The organism is Flavobacterium sp. JLP, assembly GCF_015350755.1.
Lineage (GTDB): Bacteria > Bacteroidota > Bacteroidia > Flavobacteriales > Flavobacteriaceae > Flavobacterium.
Map to the genome: position 1 here is coordinate 260,554 of NZ_JADKPS010000004.1, position 17,597 is coordinate 278,150.

The window sequence follows — 17,597 nt, forward strand, 5'->3', positions numbered from 1 at the left end:
AATGAAATCATATAAATTTATCTTATTTATACTTTTCACAGCTTTTATATCAAGTTGTGAAAATGAATTAGAAATAGAACCAAGACAAAATCAGGATTCACAAATTACTTTGAGTACTGAAACTGGTATTATAAACATTTTAAACGGAGCGTATGCAATTGCCGCAGATGCTGATGTTTTTGGAGGAAGAAGTTTGGTATCTGGTGATTTGATGGCACAAACCGGCGTAACCAGTACAACCGACCTTAGATGGAGAGGAACTTACGCAGAATTTAGACAAATGTATACCAAATCTGTATTGGTAGACAATGCTTTTGTGAGACAAATTTATGCTCGTAACTACGAAATCATTAATGCAGCAAATACAGTTATCGAAAATGTAGATAAAGTATCTAGTGAAGAGAAAAGAACAACAATGGTAGCCGAGGCTAACTTTTTGAAATCATTAGCTTATTTTGATTTAGTTCGCTTTTTTGCGCTGCCATATGAGGCAGGAAAACAAAATACACAATTAGGTGTTATTATCAGACCAAAAGCTATTTATGATTTTAATACTGACCTGTCTGCAGAAAGAAGCAGTGTTGAAGAAGTTTATGCTTTAATTATCAAACAATTAAACGATGCTTATGCCGGACTTCCTGCAGAAAACAGTTTTTATCCTGATAAATATGCCGCAAAGGCTCTATTGGCGAGAGTATACCTGCAACAGCAAAATTATGCTGCTGCAAGAGATGCTGCAAGTGAAGTAATTGAGGACAGCGGAAGAGCATTGTCTACGAATTATGCAAATGCATTTAATCATGATGAAAATCAAAGCGAAGATATTTTTGCAATTCAAATTACCAAACAAACAGGAGAAAATGAAATTGTAGTAATGTACGCGTCTGAAGGAAACGGAGGCCGTGGGGGTGATATTGAACTTAGAGGTACTTACCTTAACAAATTTGATGATCCTGATAATGACGTTAGAGCTAATTTTAATTACGTAAACGAAGACAACGGAAGATTATTGACTTCAAAATATACAAATCAATACGGAGATGTAGGTATTATTCGTTTGGCTGAAATGTATTTGATAAGAGCTGAAACTAACTTTAGATTAGGAACTGCTGTTGGAGATACTGCTTTAAATGATATCAATTTAATTAGAGACCGTGCTCATGCTGTAAATTTTGCAGTATTAACATTGCCAACTATATTAAGAGAACGCGAATTAGAGCTAGGTATGGAAGGTTTTGCTATTCACGATTTAAAGAGAACAAAAGGATCTATTGATGTAAACGGAAATGGGTCATTACTAATTCCTTACAACGATCCTACTTTAGTTTTCCCAATTCCTTTAAGAGAAATGGATACGAACAAAAAGATTACACAAAACCCAGGTTACGGAAGTTAATCCAAAACTTATATAAACTAAAAACCATTCATGTATGAATGGTTTTTTTTTGCTCATTTTATAAAAAAGTAAAGTTGAATATTAATAGGCAACGGAGATAGTTCTGAATTAATGCAGTTTTCTCAATTCCTTTAAGAGACATGGATACGAACAAAAAAATTACGGAAAATCAAGATCACTGAAGTTAATCCGGAACTTATATAAACTAAAAAAACCATTCACCCCCATGAATGGTTTTTTTTGCTGATTTTATAAAAAAAAGTAAAGTTGAAAATTAATATAAAATCTATAATTTTTATTTTTTAAAAAGCTTAATTAAATTATGAAGCCATAGCAATTTCTACAGTTGATGCTGTAAGCGCTAATGTTATTGGATCTGCATAACCTGAATAAAATGTATCTAATATTTCCTGAAATATCGGATGAGCATTTTCTGTTTGAGAAAAAAGAGTCATTGAAGAACGTAATTTTCGTGCATCCAATTCTCCTAAAATAGTCTCAATAGATTTTTTAGTCTTAAAATTTAAAAGTAATTGTGAAATTTCAATTAAATGCTTTGCTAAAATAGGATGATTTAGAAAAGCTTCTGCTTCCTTAACATCTGCGATAGCATAATAATTAGCAATAGTACTTTTTCCTAAACCTTTTATTTGAGGAAAAATAAACCACATCCAGTGCGTTTGTTTTTTCCCTTTTTTAAGTTCTGAGAAAGCAGTTAGATAAAGTTTGTTTTGTGCATCTAAAAAACGTGTTATATCATTATTTGCGTACGACATGGTTAAATTACATTAAGTTTATAATTCAGGTTTTTGGTATCTGTCCCGCGCAGTTTCAACATAAATTTGATGTTTATAATTCAATTTTATTTTCACTTATAAGGACATTCAAAACTACTTCTGATCTTCAATTTAATTTTATATAATTTATGTCGTTTGTTACATAATTTATACCTGCATTATTGAAATTATATAAAAACAGCTGCAAGAGAAATAATCTTGCAGCTGTTTGTTTAAATGTTTAATTTTATTTTATAATCTGAAATCGTTTAATGACTTTTCAATAATTTCAAGACACTCGTGAATTTGAGCTTCTGTCATTACTAATGGCGGTGCCAATCTAATTTTATTTCCATGAGTTGGTTTAGCCAATAATCCGTTGTCTCTAAATTTTAAGCAGATTTCCCAAGCTAGATCTGAGTTTTCTCCACAATTAATTACAATTGCATTTAATAAACCTTTTCCGCGAACAAGTGTAATTAAGTTGTTCCTTTCTGCAATTTCATTTAATCCTTTTCTTAAAATAATTCCTAAACGTTCTGCATTTTCAGCAAGATTTTCATCTTTTATAACTTCCAAAGCTGCAATCGCAACAGCCGCCGCAACAGGATTTCCTCCAAAAGTAGAGCCGTGCTGTCCTGGTTTAATGACATTCATAATTTCGTCATTACATAAAACTGCTGAAACCGGATAAACACCTCCAGAAATGGCTTTTCCTAAAATTAAAATATCCGGCTGTACATTTTCGTGATGAACGGCTAATAATTTTCCGGTGCGCGCAATTCCGGTCTGAACTTCATCTGCAATAAACAAAACATTATGTTTTTCACACAACGCTTTTGCTTTCGCTAAATATCCTTCTGACGGAACATAAACTCCAGCTTCTCCCTGAATTGGTTCAACCAAAAATCCAGCAATATTTTTAGACGATTCTAAAACTTTTTCAAGAGCTTCAAGATTGTCGTATTCTATTTTTATAAATCCATCCGTAAACGGGCCAAAATTTTTACGGGCAGTTTCATCGTTAGAAAATGAAATGATTGTTGTTGTTCTTCCATGAAAATTATTTTCACAAACAATAACCTGCGCCTGATTTTCTGGAATCCCTTTTACTTCATAAGCCCATTTTCTGCAGACTTTCAATGCTGTTTCAACAGCTTCTGCGCCGGTATTCATCGGAAGTACTTTGTCAAAACCAAAATACTTGGTTACAAATTCTTCATAATTTCCTAATTTATCATTGTAAAAAGCACGAGAGGTCAGCGTTAGTTTTTGTGCCTGATCTACCATCGCTTTCACAATTTTTGGGTGACAGTGACCTTGATTTACCGCAGAATAAGCTGATAAGAAGTCATAATATTTTTTCCCGTCTACATCCCAGACATAAACACCTTCTCCTCTTTCTAATACAACCGGAAGCGGATGATAATTATGAGCTCCATATTTATTTTCTTTTTCGATCAAAATTTCTGATTTTGATGAAAGTCCTTTTTCTGTTTGAATCATGATCTGTATTTTTTAAAGTACAAAAGTATCAAAAAATATTAATTTAAAGCATAAAAAACAATATTTTGACTTTTTAATTAACTAAATAAGTCAAATTAAACTTTTAATACTTTAAAAAAATCAATTCTAAAAATTGGATAAATACGGCTTAATCGCCTTTTATTAAAAAAAATAATTACTTTTATGAATCTTAAAAACAGAAATTATAATTCAATATAAAGGAATGGAAATATTAGACGAATTTGATATTAATATAATTAAGGAATTGGAAAAAGACGGAAGAATGGCTTTTTCTGCAATTGCTGCCAATTTGAAAATATCAAATACGATGGTACACCAGCGTATTAATAGAATGATCGAACAAGGCGTAATCGCAGGTATTAAACCCATTATTCAGGAAAAAAATATTGGGTACGACTGGGCTTCTTTTACCGGTATTACATTGAATAAAGATTCTGATTCTGATCGTATTATCGAAGCTTTAAAAGATATTCCTGAAATTACCGAATGTTATTATGTAACAGGTTCTTTCACTTTGTACATCAAAATTATTGCAAAAAATCACGAACATATGCGAAGAATTCTTTACGAGAAAATCGACAGCATCCCCGGAATTGCCAAAACTGATTCTATCATTGAATTGGGCTGTGCTTTTAAAAGAAACATCACATTATAATTAGAAATCAGTTTTAATTACGTCAAACTTCACCCATGAAAAACCTTTTTTCACCATTTTCTTTGCAAAAAATTATGATAGCCTCACTCCTAGTTGTGAGCAGCTTACTTCAGGCACAAAATCCAAAAGGAAAATTATTTATCATTGGCGGCGGAAATCGTTCTGATGATTTAATGAAACAAGTTTTGGCTACAGCCGAATTAAACAAAAAAGATTATATCGTGGTTTTGCCCATGTCGAGTGAGGAACCAGACAGTGCGTTTATCTTTTTTAAAACTCAAATGGTAAAACTCACATCAAACCCAATTGTGATGCTGAATTTCACTGCCGCAACAGCTCAAAATAAAGTTCTAACAGATTCGGTTCAAAAAGCAAAACTTATTTTTATAAGCGGTGGCGATCAAACCAGATTTATGGCGGTTATAAACAATACTCCAGTTAAAACAGCGATACAAAAAGCGTATGAAAACGGAAGTACGATTTCTGGAACGAGTGCGGGCGCAGCTGTAATGTCTGAAAAAATGATTACCGGAAATCAAAAACTTCAAAAAGAATATTCAGGTACTTTTGACAATATTAGATACGATAATTTAGAAACTTCTGAAGGTTTAGGATTACTGAAAACCGCCGTTATTGATCAGCATTTTTTAAAGAGAAACCGTTACAATCGCTTACTTTCGGCATTGGTTGAATTTCCTGATTTAGCTGGAATTGGTATTGATGAGAGTACCGCAATTATTGTTCGAAATAATCAGATTGAAGTGGCTGGCGAAAGCGAAGTTATTGTGGTTCGAAATCCAAAAGGAGTTTCAAAATCCAAGAAAAACAATTTGATTTCAATTGAAAAACTGGAAATGAGCATTTACACGGCTGGTCAAAAATTTAATATCAAATAATTATGTTTACTTATTCTAAAATAGTAAAGCTAACTTTTTTGTTTTGCTGTATCAGTTTTCAGATTTCAGCCCAAAAAATCAACATTAAAGAAGTCAATCGCTTAGAAAAACTAGCACAGCAAGTTACTATAATTCGAGACAATTGGGGCATTCCGCATATTTACGGAAAAACCGATGCTGATGCTGTTTTTGGATTGCTTTACGCGCAATGCGAAGACGATTTTAAGCGAATTGAAATGAATTATATTGAAAAGCTAGGACGTCTTTCAGAAATAAAAGGAAAGTCTGTTTTATATAATGATTTAGAAATTAAACTTTTAATCGACGCTGATGAAGCAAAAGCCGATTATAAAAAAGCGCCGTCATGGCTCAAAAAACTTTTAAACAGTTATGCTGATGCAATCAACTTTTATCTATACAAACATCCTGAAGTTAAACCAGCACTTTTAACGCATTTTGAACCGTGGTTTCCGCTGCTTTGGACAGACGGAAGTATTGGTGCAATAAGTACTGCTGATCTTTCTACTGCAGAACTGAAGGCTTTTTATTCTGGCAACACTGATAAAGTTGCTTATGTTGAAAGAGAAAAATATGTGCAGACCGGCTCAAACGGATTTGCCTTTGCCCCATCAAAAACAGCTGACGGAAATGCAATTTTATATATTAATCCGCACACGACTTTTTACTTTAGACCTGAAGTTCAGATTACAAGCAACGAAGGCCTCAATGTTTATGGCGCTGTAACTTGGGGACAATTTTTTATTTACCAAGGTTTTAATGATGATTGTGGGTGGATGCATACTTCATCAAATGTTGATGTTGCTGATATGTACGCAGAAAAAATCACCAATAAAAACGATAAATTGTTTTACGAATTTGATGGTAAACTTTTGCCGGTAATCGAAAAAGAAATCACAATCAATTATACAGAAAACGGAAAATTAATTCCAAAAAAATTCAAAACTTACGCTACAAATAACGGTCCGATCATGGCCAAACGCGACGGAAAATGGATTAGCCTGAAATCAAATAACCGCTCGATGGCAAGTTTGATTCAAAGCTGGGTGCGAACAAAGTCCACCAATTTTGAAGAGTACAAAAAAGCAATGGATTTAAAAGCCAACACCTCTAACAATACCGTTTATGCTGACAGTAAAGGAAATATCGCGTATTGGCATGGCAATTTTATTCCGATCCGGGACAAAAACCTTAATTGGTCAAAAGTGGTTGACGGTTCTATTTCTTCGACTCAATGGAAAGGTTTGCACGAAGTTGATGAAACGGTTCATTTGTACAATCCGGCAAACGGCTGGCTACAAAACTGCAATTCAACTCCATATAGTGTTGCAGGAGAAAACAGTCCGAAAGAAGAAAATTATGTACCTTATATGGCGCCAGACGGAGAAAATTTTAGAGGAATAAATGCCGTTCGAATCTTCAGCAAAGACAACAAATATACTTTAGACAAAGTTATTGCAGACGGTTATGATTCGAAATTATCAATTTTTGAAATTTTGATTCCGAGTTTAATTAATGTTTTTGAAAAAAATATAAAACCAGATTCAGCCGAATATTTAGAACTACAAGAACCAATTTCAATTCTAAAAAATTGGGATTATTACGCTAAAGAAAATTCAGTTGCAACCACATTAGCTATTGAATGGGCATATAAATTAGATCCGATTATCTTAAAAGCCTATATAGATGAAGGAGAATTAGATCAGGTTGAAAACACTAAAAATTTTGCTAAAAATGCTACAGTAAGTCAGCTTATTCCGCAATTGCAGGCAGTTATAAAAGACTTAAAATCGAAATGGGGAACTTGGCAAGTTGCCTGGGGCGAAATCAACCGTTTTCAGCGTTCAAGCGGTGATATTGATTTAAAATATGACGATGCTAGGCCAAGCTTGCCAATTGGTTTTGGTCCAGGATCTTGGGGAAGTCTGCCCTCTTTTAAAAGCAGTTACCAAAATGGTTCAAAAAAACGTTACGGCTATAACGGAAACAGTTTTATCTGCGCCGTTGAATTTGGCCCTAAAATAAAAGCAAAATCATTATTGGCTGGCGGGAACAGCGGCGATATAAACTCAAAACATTTTACAGATCAAGCAGAAATGTACCAAAAAGGTCAATTTAAAGACGTTTTATTCTATAAGGAAGATGTAGAAAAACATGCCGAAAAAACATATCATCCCGGCGAATAATTTTAGCCAGAAAAATCACTTTAAATAAACCTCGGAAGAATTGTCTTTCGAGGTTTTTTTGTAACATAATATTTCTGATATTTGTTTAAAATTGTACCACTATGAAAAATTCGACCCTTCTTATTTTTGCTACTATACTGTTTTCTAACATTATAAATGCACAACTAAAACCCGTAAAATATGCCGACGGAAGTCAGGTATTGAACGGTTTGTCTATAAAAGCTGCTAAAAAAAGCAGTCAAAACCCTGGTATTTTACTTTTGCCTGCGTGGCTCGGAATTGACAACGCCTCTAAAGGAATTGCAGAGAATTTATCGAAATTAGGCTATCATGTCTTTATAGCTGATATTTATGGAGAAGGAAATTATCCAAAAAACACTGCTGAAGCAGGAAAACAGGCTGGTTTCTATAAAACTAATTTTGAAGCGTATCAAAAAAGAATCGACGCTGCATTACAGGAATTAATCAAATCTGGAGCAAATGCAGATAATATTGTTGTTATTGGTTATTGCTTTGGAGGAACGGGAGTTCTTGAAGCGGCACGCGGACATTTGAACGTAAAGGGAGTTGCATCATTTCACGGCGGTTTAGGCAAAGATGCTTCACGACCAGCAACGCCAATTACTGCTAAAGTTTTAATTTGCCACGGAGCTGATGATCCTTATGTTTCTAAAGAAGAAGTTGCTGCTTTTCAACAAGAAATGCGCGATTCTAAAGCCGATTGGCAAATGATCTATTATGCAGATTCTGTTCACTCTTTTACAAATCCAGAAGCAGGAAGCGATAATTCCAAAGGCGCAGCTTATAATCCAGTAGCTGCGAAAAGATCATTCGAACATTTACAGCTTTTCTTGAATGAAGTTTTGAAAAAATAATTTTGCTGATAGAAGACTTATTAATCGGATTTAAACTGGTTTGCACAGATTTTACTCATAATCAACAAAAAAATCTGCAGTGATAAGATACCAGCGTAAATCCGATTAAATCCGTTTCAACTGCGGGCATAAAAAAAAACCATACTAAACCAAATCAAAATCAACGAATTAACCAATGTCACATAGTCCCATTAGAAAAGACAAAACCTGTTTGAATTGCAGGCATGTTGTCGAACAAAAATTCTGCCCCAACTGCGGACAGGAAAATACTGATAGCAGAAAAACATTTCATCATTTGTTCATTCATTTTTTTGAAGATTTGACACATTATGAAAATGCCTTTTGGAAAACCATTAAAAACTTACTTTTTAAACCTTCGACATTAACCAAAGAATATCTCTCTGGAAAAAGACTGTCTTATTTGGCTCCAGTGCGACTTTATATTTTTATCAGTTTTATTACTTTTCTTTTAATTGCTATGTTTCCAAGCCATGTAACTGAGAACCTGGCAAAAAGTGAAAAGGAAATTACGTCTAATTTCGAGAAAGCAAACACAAAAGAACATAAAAAATGGAATGAAAAGTCATATTTACAGTCAAAAACAATTGACAAGTCCTATTTTAAACTAGATTCAATGAAAGAAATTGATTCGATTCAGAAATACGGAAAACCAAAAGAAAAATTTACCGATTTTGAATATTGGATCTACGAAAAGGCTGTACACGTGACGGAGAACAACACCAAAGCCGAAATCATTGAAAAATTTATTGAATCCTTTATACATAATATTCCAAAAATACTCTTCATTATAATGCCGTTTTTCGCCTTCTTTTTATGGATTTTCCACAATAAAAAGAAGTGGTATTATTTTGATCACGGTATCTTTACACTGCATTATTTTTCATTTTTGCTCTTAATATTTCTTATATTATTTATTGTAAACAAAACAATTGGAGCAATCAGCCCAATTGCATTTGTAGCTGATATCATAAATTTTGTTGGAATAATCTGGATGTGTTACTACTTTTATCCGGCACATCACCGTTTTTATGGAGAAAGCAGATTTGTTTCATTTGTTAAAAGCGTGATCTTATTCTTTATAAACTCCTTTTTTATTCTACTTTTACTTATTTTCTATGTATTATACATATTCCTTAATTTACACTAAACAACAAATGAAAAAAATTGTAATTCTACTATTAATTGCCACCGCATTTTCATGTAAAAATGCACAGTCGGTTGTCTCTAAAGACAATTCAGACCCAACTAAATACATGAACGCTATTACATCTAATGACTTAAAAACAATGTTATACGTTGTTGCTTCTGATGAAATGGAAGGCCGTGATACAGGTTCGAAAGGACAAAAAAAAGCGGGTCTTTACATGATTGAGCAATACAAAAAAAATAAAATTTCTTTCCCTAAAGGAGCAACAGATTACTACCAGCATATTCCTGCAGCTTTTTTGAATGCAAGACGCAATGAAAATTTACCAGATTCTGAAAACATCTGGGCATTTATTGAAGGGTCTGAGAAACCAGATGAAGTTTTAGTAATTTCAGCACATTATGATCACGTTGGAATTAAAAACGGAGAAGTGTATAATGGAGCAGATGACGATGGTTCTGGAACTGTAGCTGTTATGGAAATTGCAAAAGCATTCGCAAAAGCCAAAAAAGAAGGACACGGACCAAAACGTTCCATTTTATTCCTTCACGTAACTGGAGAAGAGCATGGTTTGCACGGATCAAGATACTATTCTGAAAATCCGTTATTCCCTATCGCTAACACGATTACTGACATCAATATTGATATGATTGGCCGTCGCGACGTAGAACATGCTAATACTAATAATTATGTTTATGTAATTGGAGCTGACCGTTTATCAACTGAATTACACAATATTACAGTAGCCAAAAACGAAAAATACACCAAATTAGATTTAGATTTTAAATTTAATGATCCTAAAGATCCAAACCACTTTTATGAGCGTTCTGATCATTATAACTTCGCAAAACACGGAATTCCTGCTGTTTTCCTTTTTAATGGAGTTCACGAAGATTACCACGGAAAAGGTGATGAACCTCAAAAAATTGAATACGATGCTTTAACAAAAAGAGCGCAGTTAGCTTTTGTTATTGCTTGGGAATTAGCAAATAGAGATGCTAGACCAGTAGTTGATAAACCGATTAAATAGAGGACCAAGGCTCAAAGTTGCAGAGGTTAGAGGTTTAAAAAAAAACATAAAGTTCTCATAAATAAGTCTCTGAGATAAAAAGCAAAAAGGGATGAGTTTTAAAACTCATCCCTTTTTTTATATATTGATAGATTCCTAAAAGAAAACCTCTTCAACTTTGAGCCTTTGTACCTTTGTACCTTGCTTTTAGTCATTCATAGAAATCAAAAACTCTTCATTATTTCTTGTTTTCTTGAAACGTTCGTTTACAAAATCCATAGATTCTACTGGGTTCATATCTGATAAATATTTACGCATAATCCACATCCTTTGTAACGTTTTTTCGTCTAATAGTAAGTCATCACGACGCGTGCTTGAAGAAGTAAGATCGATTGCAGGGAAAATACGCTTATTAGCGATTTTACGATCCAATTGAAGTTCCATATTACCGGTTCCTTTAAATTCTTCAAAAATAACCTCATCCATTTTAGAACCTGTTTCAGTCAATGCAGTTGCTATGATACTTAAAGATCCTCCGTTTTCTACATTTCTTGCTGCTCCAAAAAAGCGTTTTGGTTTTTGCAATGCATTCGCATCAACACCTCCACTTAATACTTTTCCAGAAGCTGGCTGAACTGTATTGTAAGCTCTTGCCAAACGTGTAATTGAATCTAAAAGAATTACTACATCGTGCCCGCATTCTACCAAACGTTTTGCTTTTTCTAAAACAATGTTGGCAATTTTTACGTGTTCTTGCGGTTCTCTATCAAATGTAGAAGCAATAACTTCTCCTCTTACACTTCTTTGCATATCTGTAACCTCCTCAGGACGCTCGTCAATCAAAAGAACAATAAGATAAACTTCAGGGTGATTTGCTGCAATCGCATTTGCAATGTCTTTTAACAACATTGTTTTACCTGTTTTAGGCTGTGCGACAATCATACCACGCTGTCCTTTTCCTATTGGAGAAAATAAATCGATAATACGAGTTGAAACTGAACTGCCTTTTTCGGCTAATTTAAATTTTTCTGAAGGGAAAACTGGTGTCAAGTGTTCAAAAGAAACCCTATCGCGAACTACTTGAGGATCGTGACCATTAATTTTAAGTACACGAACTAACGGAAAAAATTTCTCGCCTTCTTTTGGAGGACGAACCACTCCTTTTACAGTATCTCCGGTTTTAAGACCAAATAATCTTATTTGTGAAGTTGATAAATAAATATCATCTGGAGAGGCTAAATAATTATAATCTGATGAACGTAAAAATCCGTAACCGTCGGGCATCATTTCAAGAACGCCTTCACTTTCGATAATTCCGTCAAATTCAAAATCTGAATCTCTGAAATTATTCTTTTTATTTTTATGATTTGGGTTTTGATTGCCATTGCTTCCATTTCCGTTTCCGTTTACATTCCCATTTTGATTTGGATTCTGATTCGGATTTTGGTTTGGATTCTTATTCTGATTTGGATTAGGCTTTTTAACCGGGGCAGGCTGTTCTATTTTTTCAGCTGTTGGAGCTGGCGGTGCCGTTTCTGCCTCTTCTGCAGCTTCTTCAGTACTAACCTCTTTTACTGCTTCTTTTTCTTTTTGAAGAGCTACTTTTTTCTCGTAAGCCGATTTATTGAACTTTACGATTTTCGGACCTTTTTTCTCAATTGGTGCAGTTTCTGCCGTTTCTTGAACTTTTGGAGCCGCTTGAATTTTTGAATTTGGTTTTGAAACTACTGGTACTTCTTTTTCTTCTTGAGCTTGTTCCTCTACTTTATCAAATTCTAAAACCGGAGCATTTTTTGAAATAGCTGCTTTTTTTACAGGAGCTATTCTGGCTCTTTTTGGTTTATCGTCAGCTATTTCCGTATTAGCCACAGCAGTAACCGGCGGTTCTACAGTCGCTTCTTGATGCGATAAAATCTGACTGATTAGAGCCTCTTTTTTAACGCCATTAAACTTTATAGTTTTAGCTAACTTAGCTATTTCTTGAAGCTCAGAAAGCTTCATTTCTTTTAATGCAGAAATATCAAACATGAATGTTCTATGAATTTAATTATTTTAAAGGAAATACTGTAAAAAGAATAGGTAGATAAATGATTTCAATTGACCGCAGTATGAAGTGCTTACGGTATTATGATGCAATAATACGAATAAAATTTAATCATACAATAGTATTTATAAAAAAGAAAATATATTTTTGTAAAACAATTTTAGACCATGATACAACGAATTCAAACCGTATATTTAATTCTTACCTTTGTAGTGACAGGGGTGCTAATGTTTTTTATTCCGCTTTGGACATTAAATACTGGAAAGCCTTTCTACTTTATGCAGGAACAACTTTATACTATTTTGTTAGGTTTAAGTACAATGCTTTCTATCGTCAGCATTATTTCATACAAGAAAAGACAAAATCAGTTTGTGATGAACAGACTGAACATAATATTAAATTTAATTTTATTAGGATTATTTGTATATCGATCACTAAATCTATCTGGAGAAACAGTAAACGCTGTTTCAGAGAAAGGTATTGGGATGTTTCTTCCTATTGTTGCTATCGTATTATTAGTGTTAGCTAATAAGGCCATCAAAAAAGATGAAGATCTCGTAAAATCTGTAGATCGTTTGAGATAAACCTATAAACTTAATTTTTTTGTGCGAAGAGAACCCGAATTTTATATTCGGGTTTTTTTGTGCCCTAAAAAGATATAAAACAACCTTATTAGGGCAATCTTTCCAGATAATTCCTTTATAAATTTGCGGTTTCATTCCATAAACAATGATATTACCCAAAATAAGAATCCATCTTGCAGATGACCATCAAGTGCTTATTGATGGTCTTACGAATTTATTACAGACTGTCTCAAATTTTGAAGTTGTGGGTAATTCATTAGATGGAACTGCAATCTATACGGACGTCACTCAAAATAAGGCTGACATTTTAGTACTAGATATCAGCATGCCTGAAAAAGACGGAATTAGTGTTCTCAAAGAGTTTAGCGAAAAACAATTTCCCTGCAAAGTCATTATTTTATCAAGTTATGATGACTTGAAAATCATTAAGGAAGTAATGAAATTAGGCGCAAAGGGATATCTGACTAAAAAATGCGCTGGAGAAAATATCATTGAAGCCATTCATGCTGTTTATCAAGATCAAGAATATTTTTCTGATGCTGTAAGAGAAAAAATTTTTGCGAATTTCACCCAAAATAACCCGAAATTAAGCAAAAGCGCAAACGTAGAAAATCCCATTTTAAGTAATCGAGAAATCGAAATCATTAAACTAATTTCATTAGAATACAGCGGCAAAGAAATTAGCGAACAGCTTTTTATCAGCATCCATACGGTTGAAACACACCGAAAAAATATTATGAAAAAACTTCAAACCAAAAACACAATTGGTCTTGTCAAGTATGCCCTAAAAAATCATTTAATCAATCCTTAGATTTTTAAATATATCATGCTTTAAATTGTTGGTTTTATGCTTTCTCGATTTTTCACAGCCTTTTTTTTCTTTGTTTTTATAAATGGAAATCCTATTTTTAATAAGCAAAAAACATTTGTTACAACAGCTTCTTTCTCTTCTGAAACATCTAAAAAAGCCACTATTTTAGAATCGCATAAATTAGAGCAATTGAGAAACAAGAAGATAGTCAGTTTATCAATTGTACTTGTTATAATTCTGTTTTTCTTATTCTATTTCTTTTATCAGAATAATAAATTAAAACAAAAAATTAAACGAAAAGATATCAAGCAAAAAATACTGCTCAATATTATTAATGCAGGAATTGACAGTCAAGAAGTTCAACAAAAAAAAATAGCTTCATTTTTACATGACAACATCAACTCTTTATTATCTTCTGTAGGTTTGCATTTAAATACTTTTACAGCTCAAAACAACATTAAATCAGATGAAATTCAGAAAGCCAAAGCCATTTTAGCAGAGGCTCACGATCTTTTGCGCGATATATCTCATGATCTTGTCCCGAGTCTTTTAGTTCGTTTTGGATTAATTTATGCTTTGGAAGATTTGTGCGAGAGAAACTCAAACGCTACTATTCATCTTGATTTTTCAAGCACTGTTCCGACCGATAAAAGATATTCGGAAAAATTTGAAATGAATATTTACTTTATTGTATCAGAACTATTCAACAACATTATTAGACACAGCGAAGCAAACAATGCCAAAATTGTTTTAAGCGAAAGCCAAAAACATTTTACCATTAAAATTCGAGATAACGGAAAAGGTTTTAAAGCAAAAAAAATAAATGAAGCTGAAGGTTTTGGACTTAACCGAATCAGAGCTAGAATTAAAAAATTTAAAGGAAGTTTTGATATTTCTTCTAAAGTTAATGAAGGAACTAAGATTAAAATAAAAATACCAATTTCTCATTAATCTGAAATTACTTTTTACCAATTTCGACAATCTCTAAATCCTTAATTTTATCATCATCAATTACAAATCGAAGCATCGTTCGAACTTGATGGAATCCACTTTTTCCGGCGGCGCCAGGATTCATATGCAATAGATTATTCTTTTTATCAAAAATTACTTTTAAGATATGCGAATGTCCGCAGATGAATAATTTTGGTGGATTCAAAGCCATTTCTTCCCTTATAGCTGGATTATATTTACCGGGATAACCCCCAATATGTGTAATCCAAACAGAAACATTTTCACATAAAAATCGGTTATGTAATGGAAATTCTAATCTTGCTTGTGCGTCATCAATATTCCCGTAAACACAACGCAGCGGTTTCAGTTTTTTTATGGTATCTGTTACATTTAAATCTCCTATATCTCCAGCATGCCAAACTTCATCAGCTTGAGCGACATATTTCAAAATAGTATCATCAATATGACTGTGAGTATCGGAGAGCAAGAGGATTTTTTTCATTCTAAGGTGCTAAGATTCTAAGTTGCTATCCCGAAGCCTCGGGACTGAGATTTTTTCTGCAGTTTCAAAGGTACAAAGGTTTTTCTGTAGAGGCGCACTGCAGTGCGTCTTTCGAACGGTCTTTTTTTATTTTTGAACATAAAAAATCCGATCTGCAGATACAGATCGGATTTTTATCCTAAAAGGTTTTTAAAACCTGTTAGGTATTATTATTCATTCCAACAGGAAATCTAAATATGTTAACGATTACTGTTTCTTAGGATTTTTTAAATCTTTAGAATCTTTAGTATCCATCATTTCCATTAGTTTTAATCCTAATAAACCACTGATCGAACCGTCAGAACCTCCATTACCGGAAATTAAAACATCTGGAATCACTTTGATATTTCCTTTACCAATTTCTTCGGTTACTTTATATCTCGTAAAGTTATCACCGCCCATGGCACTAACTTGCAATTGATAAGATTCTGCAGTCGATTTACCAATTGCCATAATTTTCTCTGCTTCGGCTAAACCAGTTTTTGAGATTCTTTCTGCTTCTGCGCTTGCATTTAATTTAGTTGCTTCTGCCTGTGCTCCTGCTCTCGCTTTTGTTGCTTCGGCTTCTGCATTGGCACGCATTTTTGTAGCTTCTGCTTCGGCATTTACATTCAGTTTTAAACTTGTAGCATCTCCTTCTGCTTTCTTAACGGTTGCATCGGCAGTACGTTGTGCAATTTCAACACTTTGTGAGGCGCGTACAATTTCTTTCTGCATATCAGCAATTGCGGTTTCTTTCTCCATTCCCTGACGCTGTTCCTGCGCCATTCTTTGCGTTTGATAGGTTTTTTGCTCTTCTTCAGCTAATTTTCTATCAGTTAAAGTTTTCATTAATGAATCTGGTGGGACGATATCTCCAATCAAAGTATCAACTGCATTTACATTATATTCGTCAAGAACTAACTTAATGTGATTTTTGGCTGATTCCTGGCGCTCTTTTCTAGTTGATAAGAAAGAGATCACATCACTGTCTTGAGCCGAGTTTCTAAAATAGTTACCAATTGTTGGCTCTAAAACTTGAGAAACCAAGTTGTTCATACTTCCAAAACGGGCAATAACTTTTGGCGCCTCATTTGCCGGAACGTGAATAATTTGCGCCACGTCAAGATTAAATGGAAACCCGTCTTTTGAACGAACGGTAATTGTAGATAAATTTTTATCTAAATCATGCGATTCGCTTCGAGCGTTTGCCCAGTTTAAAACCAAGTTAGTTGTTGGAACTGCTTCAAGTTTTGTTGTATATTTATTCAAGGCATATTTTCCAGGTCCAAGCGGTTCCATCCAAACACCTCGTTGTCCTTTAGAAACAATATTTCCGTGTTTAAAAGTATCGCCGGTCACATCTTGTCCATCTTCTCCTATATAAGAAATCACAACTCCAACGTAACCAATTGGCACATCTGTCATTGGGTTTTGTTCAATCTGAACTCCCCATGTATTAATATAGTATGATCCTGCCAACATAACTTGAGGCTGTAAACCACGATTTCCTCCACTTCCTAAAAACTTGTCGAAATCTTGAAAGTTATTATGGCCTTCAACAAATTTACCAGCAATTTGTCCTTGCGGAATTGGTTCTCCGTCAAGCGCTGTAACGATACCAATCATGTTTTCGTAAATCTTGATTTGATCTGCAATTACGATTTCAAACAAGAAGGTGTTGATACGATACGAACCTGTTGTAATAAAAGCCGTCTGACGTCCTTTTTGTCCTCCGTTGTTCAAGAAAAAAGTAGCATCTTGAAAATTATCACTGTCTACTTTTCGTGCTAAGATTCGTCCGGTTGGAATTTCCTGTCCGTCTTTACTTAAAACCAAACCGATTTTTCCTTCCGGGATAACCGTAAATCCAGTCATATCTATTGAATATTGCCAGATCCACATTCCCCAATATAAACCTGGAGCAAGGGTTTTTGCCTGATAACCTGCCTCACCTTTTGTTGCGATGATACGGCCGTCCGGCAATGATTTGTCTGCGCCAAACAAAACGAATTTTTTAGTAACCAAACCAATTTTATCTTCAGGAACCATTACCATTCCGAAGAAAACGCGCAAAATAAATTTGTAAAAAATGATGGAAAACAATATTAAAATGACCCACCAATAAGAAGTAATTTCATTCATAGTTTTTGATATTTAGATTACAAACATAGGAGAAAT

At 33.8% G+C, this 17,597-nt stretch carries 15 protein-coding genes; 10 read left to right on the forward strand and 5 right to left on the reverse strand.

The genetic code is table 11. The features are described from left to right. The first annotated feature begins 1 nt into the window (after position 1). Positions 2–1,396 carry a RagB/SusD family nutrient uptake outer membrane protein gene (locus IRZ83_RS12540; protein ID WP_194569205.1) on the forward strand — a complete coding sequence of 465 codons (1,395 nt, stop codon included), beginning with the start codon at positions 2–4 and terminating at the stop codon, positions 1,394–1,396. Positions 1,397–1,716: 320 nt separating this feature from the next. Here the strand turns inward: IRZ83_RS12540 and IRZ83_RS12545 are convergent, their stop codons facing one another. Both IRZ83_RS12545 and rocD read right to left on the reverse strand, forming a co-directional pair. Further along, positions 1,717–2,172 (reverse strand): DUF1810 domain-containing protein, encoded by a 456-nt coding sequence (locus IRZ83_RS12545; protein ID WP_029273009.1) that lies wholly within the window; start codon positions 2,170–2,172, stop codon positions 1,717–1,719. A gap of 252 nt (positions 2,173–2,424) precedes the next feature. Continuing rightward, positions 2,425–3,678 (reverse strand): ornithine--oxo-acid transaminase, encoded by a 1,254-nt coding sequence (gene rocD, locus IRZ83_RS12550; RefSeq protein ID WP_029273008.1) that lies wholly within the window; start codon positions 3,676–3,678, stop codon positions 2,425–2,427. 223 nt (positions 3,679–3,901) lie between these two features. Between rocD and IRZ83_RS12555 the strand changes: the two genes are divergently transcribed. From IRZ83_RS12555 to IRZ83_RS12580, 6 genes are all read left to right on the forward strand, one after another. Next, entirely contained in the window at positions 3,902–4,354 is a 453-nt protein-coding gene (locus tag IRZ83_RS12555; RefSeq protein WP_029273007.1) for an Lrp/AsnC family transcriptional regulator, read from the forward strand. A 74-nt stretch (positions 4,355–4,428) separates the two neighbouring features. Then, on the forward strand, positions 4,429–5,250 hold the full coding sequence (locus tag IRZ83_RS12560; protein ID WP_228520690.1) for a cyanophycinase: 822 nt from the start codon (positions 4,429–4,431) through the stop codon (positions 5,248–5,250). A 2-nt stretch (positions 5,251–5,252) separates the two neighbouring features. Beyond that, entirely contained in the window at positions 5,253–7,454 is a 2,202-nt protein-coding gene (locus tag IRZ83_RS12565; RefSeq protein WP_194569209.1) for a penicillin acylase family protein, read from the forward strand. Positions 7,455–7,555: 101 nt separating this feature from the next. After that, positions 7,556–8,329 (forward strand): dienelactone hydrolase family protein, encoded by a 774-nt coding sequence (locus IRZ83_RS12570; protein WP_194569211.1) that lies wholly within the window; start codon positions 7,556–7,558, stop codon positions 8,327–8,329. A gap of 175 nt (positions 8,330–8,504) precedes the next feature. Further along, complete coding sequence (locus IRZ83_RS12575) at positions 8,505–9,497, forward strand: DUF3667 domain-containing protein (RefSeq protein WP_194569213.1); 993 nt, start codon at positions 8,505–8,507, stop codon at positions 9,495–9,497. Positions 9,498–9,504: 7 nt separating this feature from the next. Then, entirely contained in the window at positions 9,505–10,527 is a 1,023-nt protein-coding gene (locus IRZ83_RS12580) for a M28 family peptidase (RefSeq protein WP_194569216.1), read from the forward strand. Between the two features lie 186 nt (positions 10,528–10,713). On the opposite strand, the gene rho is transcribed toward IRZ83_RS12580, so the two are convergent. Beyond that, on the reverse strand, positions 10,714–12,534 hold the full coding sequence (gene rho / locus IRZ83_RS12585) for a transcription termination factor Rho (protein ID WP_194569218.1): 1,821 nt from the start codon (positions 12,532–12,534) through the stop codon (positions 10,714–10,716). Between the two features lie 183 nt (positions 12,535–12,717). Between rho and IRZ83_RS12590 the strand changes: the two genes are divergently transcribed. From IRZ83_RS12590 to IRZ83_RS12600, 3 genes are all read left to right on the forward strand, one after another. Next, complete coding sequence (locus tag IRZ83_RS12590; protein ID WP_029273000.1) at positions 12,718–13,134, forward strand: DUF4293 domain-containing protein; 417 nt, start codon at positions 12,718–12,720, stop codon at positions 13,132–13,134. Between the two features lie 148 nt (positions 13,135–13,282). After that, the gene (locus IRZ83_RS12595; protein ID WP_194569347.1) at positions 13,283–13,945 is read left to right on the forward strand and encodes a response regulator; all 663 of its coding nucleotides are present in this window, start codon (positions 13,283–13,285) and stop codon (positions 13,943–13,945) included. Between the two features lie 36 nt (positions 13,946–13,981). Then, the gene (locus IRZ83_RS12600) at positions 13,982–14,896 is read left to right on the forward strand and encodes a sensor histidine kinase (protein ID WP_194569221.1); all 915 of its coding nucleotides are present in this window, start codon (positions 13,982–13,984) and stop codon (positions 14,894–14,896) included. Between the two features lie 7 nt (positions 14,897–14,903). On the opposite strand, the gene IRZ83_RS12605 is transcribed toward IRZ83_RS12600, so the two are convergent. Then, a complete protein-coding gene (locus IRZ83_RS12605; RefSeq protein WP_029272997.1) occupies positions 14,904–15,398 on the reverse strand; it encodes a metallophosphoesterase family protein in 495 nt (164 codons plus the stop codon). Between the two features lie 246 nt (positions 15,399–15,644). After that, on the reverse strand, positions 15,645–17,561 hold the full coding sequence (locus tag IRZ83_RS12610; protein WP_035667318.1) for an SPFH domain-containing protein: 1,917 nt from the start codon (positions 17,559–17,561) through the stop codon (positions 15,645–15,647). Between the last annotated feature and the right edge of the window lie 36 nt (positions 17,562–17,597).

Excerpts from the sequence above, each read along its gene's own strand:
- IRZ83_RS12555 (WP_029273007.1), top strand. The coding sequence starts at position 3,902 with ATGGAAATATTAGACGAATTTGATATTAATATAATTAAGGAATTGGAA.
- IRZ83_RS12560 (WP_228520690.1), top strand. The coding sequence starts at position 4,429 with ATGATAGCCTCACTCCTAGTTGTGAGCAGCTTACTTCAGGCACAAAAT.
- IRZ83_RS12600 (WP_194569221.1), top strand. The coding sequence starts at position 13,982 with ATGCTTTCTCGATTTTTCACAGCCTTTTTTTTCTTTGTTTTTATAAAT.
- IRZ83_RS12590 (WP_029273000.1), top strand. The coding sequence starts at position 12,718 with ATGATACAACGAATTCAAACCGTATATTTAATTCTTACCTTTGTAGTG.
- IRZ83_RS12575 (WP_194569213.1), top strand. The coding sequence starts at position 8,505 with ATGTCACATAGTCCCATTAGAAAAGACAAAACCTGTTTGAATTGCAGG.
- IRZ83_RS12545 (WP_029273009.1), bottom strand. The coding sequence starts at position 2,172 with ATGTCGTACGCAAATAATGATATAACACGTTTTTTAGATGCACAAAAC.
- IRZ83_RS12540 (WP_194569205.1), top strand. The coding sequence starts at position 2 with ATGAAATCATATAAATTTATCTTATTTATACTTTTCACAGCTTTTATA.
- IRZ83_RS12605 (WP_029272997.1), bottom strand. The coding sequence starts at position 15,398 with ATGAAAAAAATCCTCTTGCTCTCCGATACTCACAGTCATATTGATGAT.
- IRZ83_RS12610 (WP_035667318.1), bottom strand. The coding sequence starts at position 17,561 with ATGAATGAAATTACTTCTTATTGGTGGGTCATTTTAATATTGTTTTCC.
- rocD (WP_029273008.1), bottom strand. The coding sequence starts at position 3,678 with ATGATTCAAACAGAAAAAGGACTTTCATCAAAATCAGAAATTTTGATC.
- IRZ83_RS12580 (WP_194569216.1), top strand. The coding sequence starts at position 9,505 with ATGAAAAAAATTGTAATTCTACTATTAATTGCCACCGCATTTTCATGT.
- IRZ83_RS12565 (WP_194569209.1), top strand. The coding sequence starts at position 5,253 with ATGTTTACTTATTCTAAAATAGTAAAGCTAACTTTTTTGTTTTGCTGT.
- IRZ83_RS12570 (WP_194569211.1), top strand. The coding sequence starts at position 7,556 with ATGAAAAATTCGACCCTTCTTATTTTTGCTACTATACTGTTTTCTAAC.
- rho (WP_194569218.1), bottom strand. The coding sequence starts at position 12,534 with ATGTTTGATATTTCTGCATTAAAAGAAATGAAGCTTTCTGAGCTTCAA.